This window comes from Pseudoalteromonas sp. NZS11_1 (assembly GCF_015864275.1).
GTDB classification, from domain to species: Bacteria; Pseudomonadota; Gammaproteobacteria; order Enterobacterales; family Alteromonadaceae; genus Pseudoalteromonas; species Pseudoalteromonas arctica.
Window position 1 is genome coordinate 64,915 of sequence record NZ_JADYXK010000020.1, and the last position, 17,329, is coordinate 82,243.

Genomic DNA, 17,329 nt, shown 5'->3' on the forward strand with positions numbered 1-17,329 from the left:
TTACTAAATTAACCGCTAATTTGGAAAGATATTTTGTTCTGTACACCCGCAACTTCAACGGCTTCACCATTTACTACGCGCGGTTTATATTTAAATTTAAGGGCTGCATCCATCGCCGCTCTATCAAAGAGTGACTCAGGCTCTGCTTTAACCACTTGTGGGTCTCGCACCGTACCTTGCTTAGTTACTGTAAATTCAACAATAACGTAGCCTTCAATGCCACGTGATAATGCACGGCGCGGATAAACAGGCGCCACTTTAACAATGGGTAAATACTCACCATCACTTGTTTCAAGTGCTAATCCGCCAGACAAATTTACATCTGCATCCACATTGGCGCCAAAGTCGAAGTTATTAGCGTTCGCAGTCGCGTCGCTATTTTGCATTTGCGGCGATTCCATTGGCGGAGGTGGCTCTTTAGGCGTCGGTGGTTTTTGTGGTTTGCGTTCTTTTTTTTGCACGCTTTCTTCTTTTTTAAGCCTGACAAAATCAAGTACATTACCCTTGGCGGGTTCACTCATTACACCTTCACCACCAGTAATAAGTGCCTGCATGCCTAAAAACAACATAAAGGTCACTACACCGGCTATAACTAATGCTACTAAATAACGCATTGCCTGCCCTTATGCTTCTTGAGCCGCAATCGACACATCAAACACACCTGCTGCGCGTGCTGCATCCATTACTTTTATTAAAGTATCGGTTGTTGATTTTTTATCAGCTTGAATAACAACACTACCTTGCGGGTTTTCAGCTTTTAAACGCTCAATATTGGCTTGCACTGCACGTATGTCAATTTGACGTTTGTTAATCCAAATTTCACCCGTGTCAGAAATCGCCACTAAAATGTTTGCACGTTCTTTTTTAACAGCTGTTGCTGCTTCAGGGCGGTTTACGTCAATACCCGATTCTTTTACAAACGACGCTGTAACAATAAAGAAAATAAGCATGATGAATACAACATCTAACATAGGTGTCATGTTTATTTCTTCAGCTTCGTCTTCTTGCATTAAATTACCTAAAGGGGCTCTCATTTTTTATTCTCCTAGGATGAACGGCTTTAAATGGGCCGCTTATCAAAATTTTGCTTAATGGTCTAAAACCATGCTGTCTTGTAGTAGCTCTACTTCTCGCTTGGCTTTGCGTTGTAAATACGTTGAGGCAAATACACCCGATAACGCACCTACCATACCCGCCATTGTTGGAATAGTTGCTTTAGATACACCCGATGCCATTGAGCGCGCACTGCCTGTGCCTGTAATTGCCATAACATCAAATACTTCAATCATTCCTGTTACTGTGCCCAATAAGCCAAGTAACGGACATAACGCAACCATTACGTTAATAAGCGGTAAATTAGTATTTAGGCGCATACTTGCACGCGAGATCATCGCTTGGCGAATTTGCTCTGCATTCCAGCTGTTACGCTCACAGCGAGAACTCCATGTGCTTTTAGCGTCTTTTTTATAACCACGAAAACCATTAAAAAAATAAATAAATCGCTCGAGTATCAATAACCACATCGCGAAGATTAACACCCCGATGACCAAGAGAACTTGGCCACCAGTGTCGAGAAAATCACGGATAGCATTGATTGAGTCAATCAATAGCACCATGGTTTATGCTCCCTTCTCGCTTCGCTCTGCAATAATACCGGCGCTCTGCTCTTGAATAGTTAACAAAATATTTTTAGCGCGCGTATTAAGTAAGGTGTATAAAAATACCGTTGGTATTGCGACCACTAAGCCTAGTACCGTTGTTACTAGTGCTTGAGAAATACCACCCGCCATTAATTTAGGGTCGCCGGTACCAAATAAGGTGATTGCTTGGAATGTATTGATCATGCCTGTTACCGTACCTAATAAACCTAACAGCGGTGCAACAACAGAGATGATTTTGATAAGTGTTAAATTACGCGTCACTTTTGGCATTTCACGTAAAATAGCTTCACTTAATTTAAGCTCCAGTGTGTCGTGTGAAACACTTGGAAATTGATCTTTTACTTTCATTACGCGTCCAAGCGGATTGTCATCACGTGCAACTGAATCTTTAAGTTGACGACGAATTTTACCGCCCATGATTAATAATGAGAAAAAACGCTCAAGTGATATAAGAAGTGCAATAACACCCACGCCTAAAATCACATAACCCACTGTGCCACCTTGATGAACACGTTCTTGTGTATCAGGTGCTTGTACTAATAAACCAAGAATAGAGCCGCCTGTTGGGTCAAGTGCAAATTGCACCACACCGCTTTTAGTGCTTTGTAGATCTTCTGCTGTTGCAGTAAAGCGCGATACAGGTTGGCGAGTTAATTCGCTCAAAGAATTAGTCGAGGAATTAAACTCTAAATACTTACCGTTTGATATAAGGTTAAATGCACCCACTCGCACAACTTCTTGCTGTGCTTTAGTACCGCCTTCAACAATGACACTTGCGTTAAAACGACTTACTTTGCCTTGCTCGGTCATTTCGCGCTGTAGTTCAAACCATACTTTTTCAATATCTTCTATTGAAGCAAGTTTTGAAGTTGACCCCATTTTTTGAGCAAGGTCATCCATAAACGTACTACGCCCAGCAATCTGGGAAGATATAATTGATGTTGCAAACTTATTACTAGAATCACCTGCTACTTGCTGTAACACGCCAAACAATTCTTTAAGGGAACCCATTCGTTTAGAAAGCGTGTCTGTTAAGTTAGCAAGTTTTACTTCATTTTCTTCAAACTGCGTTTCTAAGCGCTCAGATTCCACCAGCATTTGATTACGCTTTGCTTGGGTATTTTTAAGCGTTTGTACTTGCTCGTTTTGACGAGCAGTAAACTCTTGTTCGCGCTGCTTATTTTGCTCGCTTTGAGCTGATTGACCATTTTCGAGCGTTTTAAGTAATGAATCTAAGTTCATTGGCTCTGCCGCTATACTTGCACCAGTAATGCTTAGGCTTGCAGCAAAAAGAGCTATTTTTGTCATTTTAGTAAACAATTTCATTTTTAACCTCTTATTCTGCTGCATGTACTGGCAGAGTTAACATATCTGGGGCAAGTTGCTTACGCGCAATACGTAAGCCTTTATTAATTTGGCTTATTGTAGAGTCTGGTAATGCTTCAAATGATTTTGTATCTGCATTCCAACTACCTGCTTTTTTACCATCGCGTGTTAAGTAAATAAGCTCTAAACGGCCAATGCGTAAAAAATCGACTTCACGCTCTTTGTCATCAACGTTTAAAAGGGCGGTATAGGCTTCAATAGTGCGCCCGTAGTCTACTTCTACTTGATAGGCTTCAAGTACACGGCGAAATTTTTCACTTGAATTGATATCAGCACGATTCATCATTTCATTTAAAGATATAACACGCTTAGTGCGCTCATCAGCTAAAAATGGAATATCTAAAGATACAAACTGCTCAAGGCCTTCAATCATTCTAAGCATTAGCGGCGTAATTTGACGTTCAATAATAGAAACCTGATCCATAGACAGGTTTAAAGATTCCATCTCTTCTACTTGATTATTTAACTGTTTAGTTAGCTGAGCGTTGTAAACAGCTAAACCGTCAATTTCTTTATTGAGGGTTTTAAATTGCTGTAAACGTCCTTGCATTGAATCTGCAATCTTGTCTATTTTTGTTTGTGATTGCGCAGCTGATTTATTAATTTCACTGCTTTTATCAATAACCTTATCTAAATCGTTTGCGTGTACTGCTGCACTTGCGGCCACAATACCAGCTAAGATTAATGGTTTAACGCCTTTCATCGCATACACCTTTACTCGTTAGTTAGCGGATTTGCTAGTTTGTTTTTTAGGTCATAAACTTTGTTATATAAATAATTTATGACTTAATAATTTCAATGAGCAGGAGTTTATAGATGAAACATGACAAGGATGTTGCGCAAAAAAGTCGCTTTTATGACAGTGGTAATAATTAAGACTTACGAGGGGGTTTTTAAGATGATAAGAGCATTTGTTAACCAAATGCCCTATAAACAGGCTGGGTTATTTTAAAATTGAATTAATTTGATTAAGAGAATAGTGCCAATCGGTATAATTAATTTCTATTGGGTGTGCTTTATTGTCTTTTATAAGCACTAGTGAGGGAAAACCTTGGATTGGTAGTGTACGAACAAAGGATAACTCAGCATTAAATTCATCATTAAGCTCGCTTGACGTTAGCTGCGCGGTAAACTCATTTTTATCTAAGCCAATTTTTTCAGCCAAACTAATTAATGTACTTTCATCTGACGGGTTTTGCGCATTTAGGTAATAAGCATGTTGAATTGCAGCCACCATTTGAGCTTCTTTATCCGCTTTACGCGCTATAAGTGCGGCTCTACATGCGTGATACGTTGAACGCCTTGGCTGGCAATTACGCCAAAAGTTATAATTAAATTGCGTACCTAACTGCGCTGAAATTTTATGCCAAGTACGCTCAAGCATCTCTTTCATATTTTGTGGCATTGGGTCTTGGCTATCAGGTGCTAGGCCACCTACTCTATATTCTATTGCCACTTTACCAGCAAGCTCTGATTTTAGCTTAAGCCAGGTTGGTGAGTAACCCCAACACCAGCTACACATTGGGTCATGAACATATATTAATTTACTTTGAGACATATTAATCCTTCAACTAGTTCGAGACGACACTATTACGACCAGCAGCCTTCGCACTATAAAGAGCTTCATCAGCTTGTTTTAACGAATCATCATAATCAGTTACTTTATTTACTTGGGAAATACCAATACTACAGGTGATTGAAATACGCTGCTTGTCATCAGTAAATATAACGTGCCCTGCAACAGCCTCTCGAAATTTGTTTGCTATTACAGTGGCTGTAGAAACAGTAACCTGCGGTAAAATAACAACAAACTCCTCACCGCCATAACGGGCCTTTAACGCAGTTGCCAAAAACTGAGATTCAAGGAGCTTGGTAAATTCAATCAATACCGTATCACCAAAATCGTGACCATGCGTATCGTTTAAAGATTTGAAGTTATCTAAATCAATTAACAAAATTGAAAAAGGTAAGTACTGCTCTGGGCGTGTTTGGGCAAGCTTTAAAAAATGAGAGGTAATAAAACGTCTGTTTGCTATACCAGTAAGGGGGTCGGTATAAGCATCTTGTTTTTGCTCGAGCGTAATATCGGCAATAGCCATGTGGCTTTTATGCCTAAAATACTCACCAATAAATGAGAATAAAAACACCATAGAAAAGGACGCTATAAATCGTGTTTTTTCTACATTGCCATAGCTAACTTGACCAAAATCAGGGCCGTATAAAATAACAATACAAGAAAACAGTAAAGTAAAACCTAACCAAGCACCTAATCTGACCCCTAAAGATGCAAACGTCACTACAGGATAAAACATTAGCCAATATAGCGCGGTGTTGTCTTTACCACCGGTATAAACAAGTGCAACAAACATCATGCACACAATGCTCATACTTATTAATGCCACTACTTGAAGATTACCCGTTCTTATAAAGTAGATAGAACAGCTTATATTTGTAATGTTAACGATAATTAATGAAGCAGTGAGTATCGGTGAGTAAACCTTATAATTCAAAAACACTAATACAGCAATCACCACAATTGATATCCCAATCATGGTAAATAAAGAAAACGCTTTGCGTTGCATGTCTGAGCTATAAACACTGTCGATATTTATTAGACTGAGCCAGTTTGGTTTATTTACATTTTTTTTAGTCATTAATTTTATACTTTAAACTTTTGAACCATATTTTCTAAGGCACTAAACTGCTGTTTTAGTTTGGTACATTCGTTAAGTGTGTCATTTAAGTTAGCCTTGCCTTGTATAGAAAGCGCACTAATTGTTTGAATATCAGTATCTAATAACTTAACAACTTGGTTTTGCTCATCGGTTGCACTGGCCACAGAATGATTTGCATCGTTAATTTGCTTAATAGCTTGTATAACATGACTCATTAAATTGCCGACGGCATCTGCTTGTTGTACGCTTTTTTCACTGTCTTGAAGGCTTGTTTTCATAAGCTCTACAGCAAGGTTTGAGCCTTTTTGTAACTGGCTCACCGTGTCTTCAATTTCTTGCGTTGATTGTTGAGTGCGGTGTGCTAATTGGCGTACTTCATCTGCTACAACGGCAAAACCGCGTCCTGCCTCTCCTGCTCTAGCGGCTTCTATTGCTGCATTTAGTGCCAATAGATTAGTTTGCTCGCTTACACCTTTAATAACTTCAAGCACTTGCCCAATACTGGCTGTGTGCGTATTTAAACTGTTTATAGTTTGCTGAGCTTTCTCCATATTAGCTGAAAGCTGGTGGATGGTTGTAACACTGTGACTTAATGCTTCTTGGTTTTGTGTTGAGTGCTCATCTGCATTTTTAGCAAGCTGCGATGCACTCTCTGCATTATTTGAAATATCCATTGATGTAGCTGAAAACTGGTTAATAGCCGCTGCAACACTATCGGTTCGTTTACTTTGATCATCATACATAGACAGCGATGAATGTGTTTGTGATACCAAGCTCTCAATTGCTGTATCTAATTGCTCTGTGGACTCTTTTACTTGCTCTATTGAATGCTGAATTTTTTCGATGAAAATATTAAATGAATGGCTTAAGTCGCCAAACTCATCATCATTTTCAACGGTTAAGCGCCTTGTTAAATCGCCTTCGCCTTGTGCTATATCTTTAATGGCATCATTTAAGCGGTTCATAGGCTGCATTAAATAGCGTAATAAAAGCTGCATCATAATAATGATAGTAATGATCCCTATCACCATAAAAACAGCCGCAGTTTGGCCAAAGTTAGAAACGCTGACATACGCTTTATCTTTATCTATGACAACACCTAGGTACCAATCTACGTTTTCAATACCACTAATTTTTGTAAACGAGATAAGCTTAGACTCTCCGTTTATCTCGTATTGGGTAAACTCACTTTGCAAGGGCGTATTAGTACCAAAAATGTCTGATGTATTTTTTAAGTTTAACTTAGCATTAGGATGGCTTAACACTTGACCTTTGTTATCGAGTAAAAAACCATAACCGAGACCTAAAAAATCAATATCGTTAATAATTTTAGTCACGGTTTGCATATCAATATCGGCACCTGCAACGCCGCTAAACTGGCCATTTTGTAGCATGGGTACTACCGCTGAAATTGTAAGCTCGTTAGTTGTCACATCAATATAGGGAGTTGTAAATGCGGTATTTGATTTGTTTTCGACTAATTTATACCAAGGGCGAGAGGTCGCATCAAAATCAGCAGGTAAAACAACTGATTGATCGTTTAATATAAACGTGCCGCTGGATTTACCTATATACGTATTTTTAAAGCTTCCGGCAAGCTCTGCAGTATTTAATTGTGAAAGGGTGAGTGCTTTAGAATCATTAGCTTTATGGGTTTTAGCAATTGATATAACAATCGCCAACTTTGCATTTAACCAACTCGCTATATTTTGTGAAACAGATTCGGAATTTTGTTGTAATACTAGGCTTAACTGCTGCTCGGTTTGCTTGCGCATCGCAATGTAGTTATTAAAAGTAAATAACCCTAGCACCAAAACCAAAATTAAAGAGGCTGCAATAGTCACTTTGGAAGTAAATTTCAACGAGTTAAGCATATACATCCTTTTTATTATTTATCTTTATTATCCATACAGTTTTAGCAAAAATTTAGCTAAATGTCCTAATAAATAAGGCTTGTGACTAGGTTATTAGATAAAAATAAGGATAAAGGATTAAAAAACAAAAGGCTGTAGGGGGTAACTGACTAATATTGAAATAAGTTATGACTCGTATTAATTACTTATGGAACGTTCCTATTAAATATAGCTTTATAAGTGACTGAATACGTATTCAGTCACTCTTGTATAGTCTGTTATTTCCACTTATTTGCTAAGCGAACAACATTTAATCCGTACCATGCAATAAATACATAACATAGCATTGGAACAAAAAAGCTTTGCTGTATATTTACTGTGTCAGCTATAAACCCTTGCAGTAATGGTACAAGTGCACCCCCTACAATAGCTAAGCATAACCAACCAGAACCCTTACTGGTCAATGATCCTAGTCGCTCGATAGCAACCGAAAATATAGTCGGGAACATAATTGAGTTAAATAAACCAATTGCCAATACTGAATATAAAGCGACGTCACCTTGAGTAAAAATGGTGATCAGCAATAGCGCAATAATACTAAATGCATTAAATGCGATCGCCTTAGAAGGCGCTATTTTTTGTAATAATACAGAGCCAATAAAACGCCCTACCATTGCCCCGCCCCAGTAATAACTAATAAGTGCAGCCGCAGTATGCTCTTCAAGTCCTGCTATGTGCGCCTCACCAAAGTAGTTAACTAGAAAGCTGCCAATGGCAACCTCCCCGCCTACATAACTAAATATAGCAAGTACACCCATCGTTAAGTGCGGTGCTTGAGTTAATGAACGAGATTCTACTGCAGCATTATTTTCCTCTTTATGGGCTTCAATTTCTGGAAGCTTTATAAAGGCAAATATAATAGCGATAAGTAATAAGGCACCAGCAAGCATTAAATAAGGCACTTTTACGGACTCAGCAGTTGCTGCAGAAGCGGCTAGACTACCTGCTGTACCAAAAAATAATAAACCACCTACATAAGGCCCAACAGTAGTACCAAGCGCATTAAGTGCCTGTGCCAAATTTAAACGAGAAGAAGCTGTTTTTTCGCTCCCAAGAGCAGCAACATAAGGATTAGCAGAAACCTGAAGTACCGTTACACCAGCGGCAAGCACAAATAAAGCGCCTAAAAATAGCCAATACTCATGTACTACAACAGCAGGGTAAAACAACATACAGCCAATTGAAGCCACAATTAAACCGGTTAAAATCCCTTTTTTGTAACCAAACTGCTTAACTAAAATACCCGCAGGGATAGAAACAATAAAATAAGCACCAAAAAAGCAAAACTGTACTAGCATCGCTTCAAAAAAGCTTAAATCAAATACGCCTTTTAATCGTGGTATTAGTACATCGTTTAAAACAGTAATAAAACCCCATAAAAAAAATAGGGTCGTCATTGCAGTCAGTGGAAACAGGTAATTTTTATTTGGCTGTTCGTTGACCGCGAATGATTGATTAGTATTTATTTCACTCACGTCGTTTTCACTCCATTAACAAGTTGAAAACGATTCTACATGTTTATATATAAATTAGTCAGCGCAACAAAGGAACGTTCCAACTTTATGGTTTGCATTGAGTATTGGTCGTATTGATAATACGGTCTATCTCGCCACTATTATGAAACTGATAAAGCCCTTCGTTTATGTCATCTAAGACTAAAAGCCATTTAGGTGTAAGCTTACTAATAGCAAAATATAAAGGGTTGTATTGCAAAGAAATGCTCTCTTGCTCAATGGAAGAAAGCAAAGATTGTTTTACAGGTTTAGTTAAAGAAGAGTAAGTCACTGAGAATTTAAGAGCTTGAGGGTCGCCTATAATCAAATCAACACGTTTAGCAACCAGAAGCTGAACAAGTTGTAAATCATCAACAGAGGTAATAACTTCAAACTCAGCATTGTCCATCATAGCATCAAACTCAGGCGTATTTTGATACCCTCGAACAACACCAATCTTTTGCCCTTTAAGCGATTTTAAGTTTCCAGTGAAACGGTCTGAATCGCCTTTCCTTTTTAAAAATGCAATTTCGCCACCTTTAAACGAATTTGATAAACCGAGTAATTCTCGACGTGTTTTACCATTAACATAATCGGAGGGGGCTGTATCTTCTATAAAATATTCAGGCATTAATATATCAGCTTTGCCTAGCTCTACATTTCGTACAGCTCTTGCCCAAGGCAAAAATTCTATATATACGCTGTAGCCCTTACTATTTAATAGAGCTATTGAAAATTGATAAACCCAGCCTTTATTACATAAATTATTACCAATATAAGGAGGCCAATCGAGTGTGGCTAAATGGAGTGTTTGTTTGGGGTTTTTCGCTTCATAGAGCACTCCTGATTTGTGGTAATGTCCAGTTAAAACATGTTGAGTACCATTTTGATAATACTCAACTGATGTTTCAGCAAAACAATTACTACTTGTCAGTAATAATATAAAATAAAACCAGCGCATTTTAGTATCTATTTATGATTTATAATGTTTTTAAGCTTAGCCAAAACTAACATTTTTGCACAAATAAACCTCGATTAATCAGATGCTTTTTGCCATTTCATTTTATTATTTGTATCACGTGAGCTTATAATTGTTGTATCGTTGCTCTCAACGCCGCCTAATTTAGCTAAGCGATCGTACAAAACCACATTACAAGTAGCCGCTAAGTTCATGCAGCCAATAGTTGGAATATATACCACTTCATCACACCACTTTAAAACGTCTTTTGGTACAGAGCCATCTTCGGGGCCAAAAACATAAAACGCATTTTCAGGATGCTTAAACTCAGGTAAAGGTGTTGCACCTTCAATAAGCTCAATAACAACAACGGTTGCGCCCTCTGGTTTTACCGCTTCTAAACTATTGGTTTCAGTTAAAGGGATACGCTCAAGTGCGTTCTTAGTATCGGTATGAAACTTTTTAGCGTTTAAGTAACGATTACCTGTAAAAAACACCTGTTTGGCATCGTAACAACCTGCTGCACGCAGTACACCACCAACATTAGTCGGGCTTTTGGGGTTAATTAAACCAATACTCGCTTTTAACTTATTCATTAATCAGCGTCCTTTGTTGGCCACTCTGCAATGTACAAATCAAAGTCGTCGAGCTTTACATCGCAATCTTTTACTGTTTTGTCTTTTACAGAAATACCTAGCTCATGCATTTTGGTTTTATCGCCACTATTTAATAGCGGGTGCCAAGAGGCTAAACCTCGGCCTTCATGTAAACGACGGTAACTGCAGCTTTGTGGCATAAAAAAGATATCTTTAAGGTTTTCTTTTGTGAGTTTTACACAAGAAGGAACAAGCGTTTGGCGGTTTTCGTATTCACTACAACCACAGGTGTTGTTATCAAGATACTGGCACACAATATTAGTAAATATTAATTGCTCACCTTCGCGTAACTGATCGGTGGCGGTAAATTCGTCTTCATCTTCGCTATCAATAAACGTATTTAAACAACATTTTCCGCATCCATCGCAAATGGCTTCCCATTCGTTTTGACTCATGTCGCTTAAGCTTTTTTTAAGCCAAAATTGTGTATTTGCTAATTGTTGATCAAACATAGATTACTCGTGCCCCCTAAAGAGCGCGCATTCTACCGTATTGCTGTAAATGGCGCAAAGCCAATACCCTTTCAAAGTACTGGCTTTACGCTACAAATTACTTTTGAGATTTAACCCAACGCTTAATTTTTTCCTCAAGGATTGGCATTGGCAATGCGCCATCAATTAATATTTGCGTATGGAATGCTTTAATATCAAATTTATCACCGAGTTGTTTTTTAGAAAAATCACGTAATTCTTGAATTTTAAATTGCCCTAACTTGTAAGAAAGCGCTTGTCCTGGCCATGCAATATAACGTTCAACCTCTGCAATTACATCACTTTTAGCCATCGATGAATTAGTAAGCATATAGTCTATACCTTGCTGGCGTGTCCATCCTTTTGCATGAAAACCGGTATCAAGCACTAAACGCATTGCACGTAACTGTTCATCTGATAAGCGTCCGTACCACATGTAAGGGTCGGTAAATAAACCTAATTCTTTCCCTAAACTTTCTGCGTAAAGCGCCCATCCCTCAGCAAATACGGTATAACCACCAAATTTACGAAAATCAGGTAAGCCTTCTATTTCTTGTTGAAGTGCTATTTGAAAGTGATGACCTGGGGCTGCTTCGTGAATTGATAAAGTTTCGAGCAAAAACTTAGGCTGCGCTTTTAAGTTGAACGTATTAATATAAAAAATACCGGGGCGAGAACCGTCAGGTGCAGGAGATGAATAAGAAGCCCCTGCTGCAGACTGCGCTCGGTATGCTTCTACAGGCTTTACCACGTAAGGTGCTTTTGGCGCTATATCGAATAACAAAGGTACACGTGCATCAATTTTTTCCTTTACATTTTCATATGCCGCAATTAACTCCTCAGGCGTGTCATAGTAAAATTCATCTGAATCGCGTAAATGGTCAAAAAATTCAGATAACTCACCTTTAAAGCCTACGGTTTCTTTTACTTTTTTCATTTCGCTTAAAATACGCGACACTTCACTTAAACCAATGTCATGAATTTCATCTGCAGATAAGCTAAGCGTCGTGTTTTTCTTAATTTGGTATTCGTACCATGCTTTACCGTTTGGTAAGTCACTATAACCAACGCTTTCTCGGCTATTAGGAATATACTGATTAGCTAAAAAGTCACTCATGCTTTTATAAGCCGGTACTAAGTGCTGCATAATCAATTGACGATACTGCGCTGTAATTTTTTGCTTTTGCTGTGCGCTAAACGATTCTGGTAATTTTTTAATTGGTCCCCAAAACAGTGAATCTTCGGCATTTTTAACTACATGAGCTGCAAATTGTGGCTGCAGTTTTTCAGCAAGTGGTTTTGGTAACGTAATACCTAGTTTAATGCCTTGTCCCATTGAGCGCTCTACACTAGCTAGCCACTTTACAAAACCTTCGCTACGCGAGATAAAAGCCGTGTAATCTTCAACGCTATTAAACGGCTGGGCACTTTGACCTGAACCAAAACCTGCAAAGGTGTTATGCGCACCCGCCATTTGGTTAATTGGTAGTAAATAATCAGGAAACTGCATGCCTTCTAATTTAAGTGCAAGGTCGCGCTCTAATATTTCAAAACTTAAAAGCGACTGCCCTGTTAACTGTGCTTTATCTATAAAGTTTAAGCGCTGTTGATATTTTTTATAAAAAGCCGCTTTTTTAGCTCTATTTTCTTTTGAAATTACAGGCGTGAATTGATCGTTAAACTCGTTACGACCATTGTACGTTGCGCTGATAGGGCTATATGTAAGCGATTCATCGTAATACTGTGCAACAAGTACATCGAGTTGTTGCTCTGCTGAAAGCTCTGAAACAATACCTGCCGATGCGTTAACGGTGTTTAACTGCGAACTGGTATTAGTGTGTGTACTAAGCTCAGTATTCATACAGCCACTTAAAGCAAACATAACGCCACTGGCAACTAATGCTAATTTAATTGATTTCATGATAATCCTTTTTAATATCGTTTTTTGATTATGCGCATTAAACCGTGCTTAATAAAGTAATTACGATAAATTGCTTTCATCGTATTAAATTTGCACTTTTATCTGAGCTTGTTACATTTCTATTAATTCAAATATGATTTAAAAGAAAAATAAAATGAAAAAACAACTACTCAGCACCTCTATAGCCTTACTGTGTTTAACTACTTTTAATGCCCATGCCGTTACATACCTATCGGCTAAAGCCATGGTTAATGTTGAAGATGGCATGCTCATTAAATTGCCCTTGATTACTATTGATGATGGCGTAATTACAAACATTGAACAAAATAAAAAACCAACGCTGACTAAAGATGATGAACATATTCAACTACTTGATTTAACCCTTATGCCAGGTTTAATGGATATGCATGTGCATTTAACAAGCGATCCTACGGTTCCACGCAGTGAACGTTTAGGCCAGTCAGTACCGCGTATGGCGATTAAAGCCGCTTATTTTGCTAAAAAAACCTTAGAAGCCGGATTTACAACAGTACGTAATGTTGGCGCTGAAGGTTACAGCGTTATAGCGGTACGTGACGGTATAAATGCGGGTGACATAGTTGGCCCTCGTATTTGGGCTGCGGGGCCATCACTTGGAATTACTGGCGGGCACTGTGATAACAACCGACTTCCTCCTGAGCTTAAATATACTTCAAGTGGTGTCGCTGACGGCCCATGGGCTGCGCGTATAAAAGTACGCGAAAACATTAAATACGGGGCAAATGCTATTAAGTTTTGCGCCACAGGTGGCGTATTTTCAAAAGGGACTAAAGTAGGTGCACAGCAGTATTCTTTTGAAGAAATGAAAGCCATCGTTGATGAAGCCCATATGCGAGATTTACCTGTTGCAGCTCATGCACACGGTACAAGCGGAATTAAAACAGCCATTAAAGCAGGTGTTGATAGCGTAGAGCATGCCAGCTTTTTAGATGACGAAGCCATAGCCCTTGCCAAAGAGCATGGAACTTGGCTTTCTATGGATATTTATAACACCGAATACACTTTAACTTATGGCGAGCAAAATGGTGTTGACGAAGAAAATCTAAATAAAGAACGCCAAGTATCAAAAAGGCAACGTGATAGCTTTAGCCGTGCTGTAAAAGCGGGTGTGAAAATGGTCTTTGGAACAGATGCAGCAATTTACCCGCACGGAGATAATGCAAAACAGTTTAGCCGCATGGTTGAATTTGGCATGACAGAACTACAAGCCATTCAAGCATCCACTATTAATAGCGCTAAGTTATTAAAAATGGATACTCAGTTAGGACAAATTAAAACCGGATTTGCAGCTGATATAATTGCTGTAAAAGCAAACCCTCTTAAAAACATTAAAACCTTAGAGTCAGTACCCTTTGTTATGAAAGCAGGTGTTGTTTATAAAAACCAATTGTAAATACACGCTATTAAGGCTGAGCTTACTTAGCCTTAATAAACCCCTCAGCCATCTCAAATATCCTATAAAAGGTACACCGTACCTTTATTAGGCTTGGTTTTGTTTATTAATTATCCGAACAGTTTTATTTAATTAAATAAAATGAACTTTCTATTCACTTTAAAAACAATAACCATTATCATTCGCGCAAATTTAATAACGCGAATAGTTATCACTCTATGAAAACGTTTAAGTACTCTCTTATTACTCTTGCTTGTTTAAATGCAAATATGGCATTTGCTCAAAATACACAAGTTGATGCTGATATTGAACGCATCAGCGTATACGAAAAACAAAACCGCGTGGTGATGAGCTCAGGTCTTGCTACTAAATCAGACATGTCTTTAATGGAAACACCTGCACCGGTTGTTATTATTGACCGTGAACTTATTGAATCTCAAGGTGTAGATAGCCTACAAGATTTAGTTAGAAACGTAAGTGGTTTAACACAAGCAGGTAATAACTACGGTATTGGTGATAACTTAGTAATTCGTGGTTTAGATGCAAACTACACCTACGATGGTATGTATGGTGGTGCAGGCCTAGGTAATACATTTAACCCAACTCGTTCACTTACAAATGTTGAATCTGTTGAGGTTTTAAAAGGCCCTGCAACAGGTTTATATGGCATTGGTAGTGCGGGTGGCGTAATTAACCTAATTGAGAAAAAGCCAGAGTTTGAAGAAAAACACAAAGTATCGGCTGAGCTTGGCCAGTGGGATAGCTATTCATTATCGTTTGATAGCACTAACGCTATAACAGATGACTTGGCCTATCGTGTAATGGCTAAAACAGCGTCAAGTGACGGCTTTCGCGATTTAAAAGAAGATCGCGACGAAATTTATACCTCGCTTAAATACGTGCTAAACGACAGACAAAACATCATGCTTTCTGCAGCCTATATAAAAGATGAAATAGCGGTTGATTCTATTGGTCACCCTATTCGTATTTACAATGCAGAAACTGCAAATGGTTTAAGTGCGGGTGAAGTAACCGGTGCCGATTTAGTAAACGATCCGACAGGAAGCGGCGTACAGTTAAGTGATGCACAACGCAACCAACTTGCTAATTCGCTATCTGCATCTGATGGATTAACACCTTATAGCTTTGGCACAAATGGTATTATTTCACCAATGGCTGATGCTAACGAAGGTGAAGAACTGCGTTTCAAATTAACGCATAACTATTACATTACTGACGATTTGTTTTTAAACCAGCAGCTACAGTACCGTAACTACACATCAAGTTTTGCGCGCCAAACAGGTGCTTATAACTACGTTTATTCTACTCGTGATGGAATTATAAATAATGACCCACGTGCTCCGTTAGTTGAAGACGGTGTACTTTATCCGTATGCAGCACGCCGCCAAGAATACCGCCAAGTAGAAGCAGATGAAAAATCATGGCAGTACTTTTTAGATTTACGTTATGACTTTATGCTAGGCGACGTAGATAACGAATTACTTGTTAACGCAAACTACGAAGATAGAGATATTCGTTTTAAACAATTCTCAATATGGGATCAAGATTACTTACTCACAAACGATGCTGGCAATGTAACGTATCAAGGATCATTACCGTATATTTACGATATAAGAGAACCAAATTGGCCATCTGGCAGCTTTGATGACTTCGATCCACTTAAAACCAGCGACTACAATAAAAAAGTACAAGCATGGGGTTTAGGCATTCAACATGTTGGTTACCTTACTGAAGAGCTTACAACGCGTATTGGTGTAGCATATAACCGCATTGAGCAAACTTACGAGCACTTTGGTGTAGATGAGCGCTATAGCTCAAGCCGCGCAGAGCCAACACCTGAAGCGAGTACATCAGATTCTGGCTTAACGTATAACCTGGGTGCCACGTACCAGCCATCTGAAGATTTATCGGTATTTGTAAATCATTCAAAAGGTCGTACAGCGTACAGTGTATTAGGCTCAGTGGCGGGTAATGAAGCAGACAGAGAAGATTCTGAATCAATAAGTAACGATTTAGGTTTTAGATTTAAAGCGTTTGATGATCAACTACTGGCTTCTATTGTTATATTTGAAAGCTCTCGTACTAATTTAGAATACGCAAATCCGCTTTATGACGCTTTAACATCAGGCTCAAATGTACCTGAAAGCTATTATGATGGTAAAGAAGAAACAACAGGTATTGAACTTGATTTAAACGCTTACTTAAATGATAAATGGAAAGTAAACGTAAACGGTATTTATCAAGATGCACGTGACAAAAGTAATCCTAATAGCAGCAGTTATGATACACGCCAAAAAGGTGTGCCTTACGTAACAGCAAGTACGTGGGTAACCTACTACGCGGATATGTTTAACTTACCTGAAGCTGTAAATATAAGTGGTGGTATTACGTTTGTAGATAACAGAAGTACTAATTCAAGTTCGTTCTCGATTCCTGATGGTTACGTACCAAGTTACACGACTTACGATACAGCGGTATCGTATACAACTGATAAATGGCATATGCAGTTAAACTTAAATAATTTGTTTAACAAAAAATATTACTCAAAAGCAATGTTTTTAGGTGGTATGCCAGGCGAAGAGCGTAATGCAAAACTAAGTTTTAGTTACACACTTTAACTAGCTAACCTGATGTAATGGTCTCCTCCCTATACGGCATCTATGTGCCATGATTAAAGTGGTTACAATAATCAAAGGGAGAAGACCAAAATGAAGATTACAACAATTGGTTTAGACATAGCAAA

15 protein-coding genes are annotated in these 17,329 nt (G+C 38.5%); 2 read left to right on the forward strand and 13 right to left on the reverse strand.

Annotation, left to right across the window (positions count from 1 at the left end):
• Positions 1-8 precede the first annotated feature (8 nt).
• From I6F44_RS14160 to I6F44_RS14220, 13 genes are all read right to left on the reverse strand, one after another.
• Positions 9-614, reverse strand: a complete 606-nt coding sequence (locus I6F44_RS14160; RefSeq protein WP_024608113.1) for an energy transducer TonB — start codon at positions 612-614, stop codon at positions 9-11.
• Positions 615-623: 9 nt separating this feature from the next.
• Positions 624-1,034 (reverse strand): ExbD/TolR family protein, encoded by a 411-nt coding sequence (locus I6F44_RS14165; protein WP_024591042.1) that lies wholly within the window; start codon positions 1,032-1,034, stop codon positions 624-626.
• 54 nt (positions 1,035-1,088) lie between these two features.
• Positions 1,089-1,616 (reverse strand): MotA/TolQ/ExbB proton channel family protein, encoded by a 528-nt coding sequence (locus I6F44_RS14170; RefSeq protein ID WP_024591043.1) that lies wholly within the window; start codon positions 1,614-1,616, stop codon positions 1,089-1,091.
• A 3-nt stretch (positions 1,617-1,619) separates the two neighbouring features.
• The gene (locus I6F44_RS14175; RefSeq protein ID WP_197174017.1) at positions 1,620-2,987 is read right to left on the reverse strand and encodes a MotA/TolQ/ExbB proton channel family protein; all 1,368 of its coding nucleotides are present in this window, start codon (positions 2,985-2,987) and stop codon (positions 1,620-1,622) included.
• Positions 2,988-2,997: 10 nt separating this feature from the next.
• Positions 2,998-3,750 (reverse strand): DUF3450 domain-containing protein, encoded by a 753-nt coding sequence (locus I6F44_RS14180; protein WP_197174018.1) that lies wholly within the window; start codon positions 3,748-3,750, stop codon positions 2,998-3,000.
• A gap of 240 nt (positions 3,751-3,990) precedes the next feature.
• The gene (locus I6F44_RS14185; RefSeq protein WP_197174019.1) at positions 3,991-4,605 is read right to left on the reverse strand and encodes a DsbA family protein; all 615 of its coding nucleotides are present in this window, start codon (positions 4,603-4,605) and stop codon (positions 3,991-3,993) included.
• A gap of 13 nt (positions 4,606-4,618) precedes the next feature.
• Complete coding sequence (locus I6F44_RS14190; RefSeq protein WP_169060526.1) at positions 4,619-5,701, reverse strand: GGDEF domain-containing protein; 1,083 nt, start codon at positions 5,699-5,701, stop codon at positions 4,619-4,621.
• A gap of 5 nt (positions 5,702-5,706) precedes the next feature.
• A complete protein-coding gene (locus tag I6F44_RS14195; RefSeq protein ID WP_024591048.1) occupies positions 5,707-7,596 on the reverse strand; it encodes a methyl-accepting chemotaxis protein in 1,890 nt (629 codons plus the stop codon).
• A 257-nt stretch (positions 7,597-7,853) separates the two neighbouring features.
• The gene (locus I6F44_RS14200; RefSeq protein ID WP_197174020.1) at positions 7,854-9,110 is read right to left on the reverse strand and encodes a sugar MFS transporter; all 1,257 of its coding nucleotides are present in this window, start codon (positions 9,108-9,110) and stop codon (positions 7,854-7,856) included.
• Positions 9,111-9,195: 85 nt separating this feature from the next.
• Positions 9,196-10,089 carry a substrate-binding periplasmic protein gene (locus I6F44_RS14205; protein WP_197174021.1) on the reverse strand — a complete coding sequence of 298 codons (894 nt, stop codon included), beginning with the start codon at positions 10,087-10,089 and terminating at the stop codon, positions 9,196-9,198.
• Between the two features lie 74 nt (positions 10,090-10,163).
• Positions 10,164-10,682: an RNA methyltransferase gene (locus tag I6F44_RS14210; RefSeq protein WP_197174022.1), complete on the reverse strand. Its 519-nt coding sequence runs from the start codon at positions 10,680-10,682 to the stop codon at positions 10,164-10,166.
• Entirely contained in the window at positions 10,682-11,194 is a 513-nt protein-coding gene (locus tag I6F44_RS14215) for a YcgN family cysteine cluster protein (protein ID WP_024598160.1), read from the reverse strand. Before I6F44_RS14215 ends, I6F44_RS14210 begins: the two co-directional genes overlap by 1 nt.
• Positions 11,195-11,291: 97 nt before the next feature.
• Positions 11,292-13,133, reverse strand: a complete 1,842-nt coding sequence (locus I6F44_RS14220; RefSeq protein ID WP_197174023.1) for a DUF885 domain-containing protein — start codon at positions 13,131-13,133, stop codon at positions 11,292-11,294.
• A gap of 154 nt (positions 13,134-13,287) precedes the next feature.
• Here I6F44_RS14220 and I6F44_RS14225 point away from each other — a divergent pair, with 154 nt between their 5' ends.
• Positions 13,288-14,565, forward strand: coding sequence for a Xaa-Pro dipeptidase (locus I6F44_RS14225; protein WP_197174024.1), 1,278 nt, complete (start codon positions 13,288-13,290; stop codon positions 14,563-14,565).
• Positions 14,566-14,783: 218 nt separating this feature from the next.
• A complete protein-coding gene (locus I6F44_RS14230; protein ID WP_197174025.1) occupies positions 14,784-17,204 on the forward strand; it encodes a TonB-dependent receptor in 2,421 nt (806 codons plus the stop codon).
• Positions 17,205-17,329 lie beyond the last annotated feature (125 nt).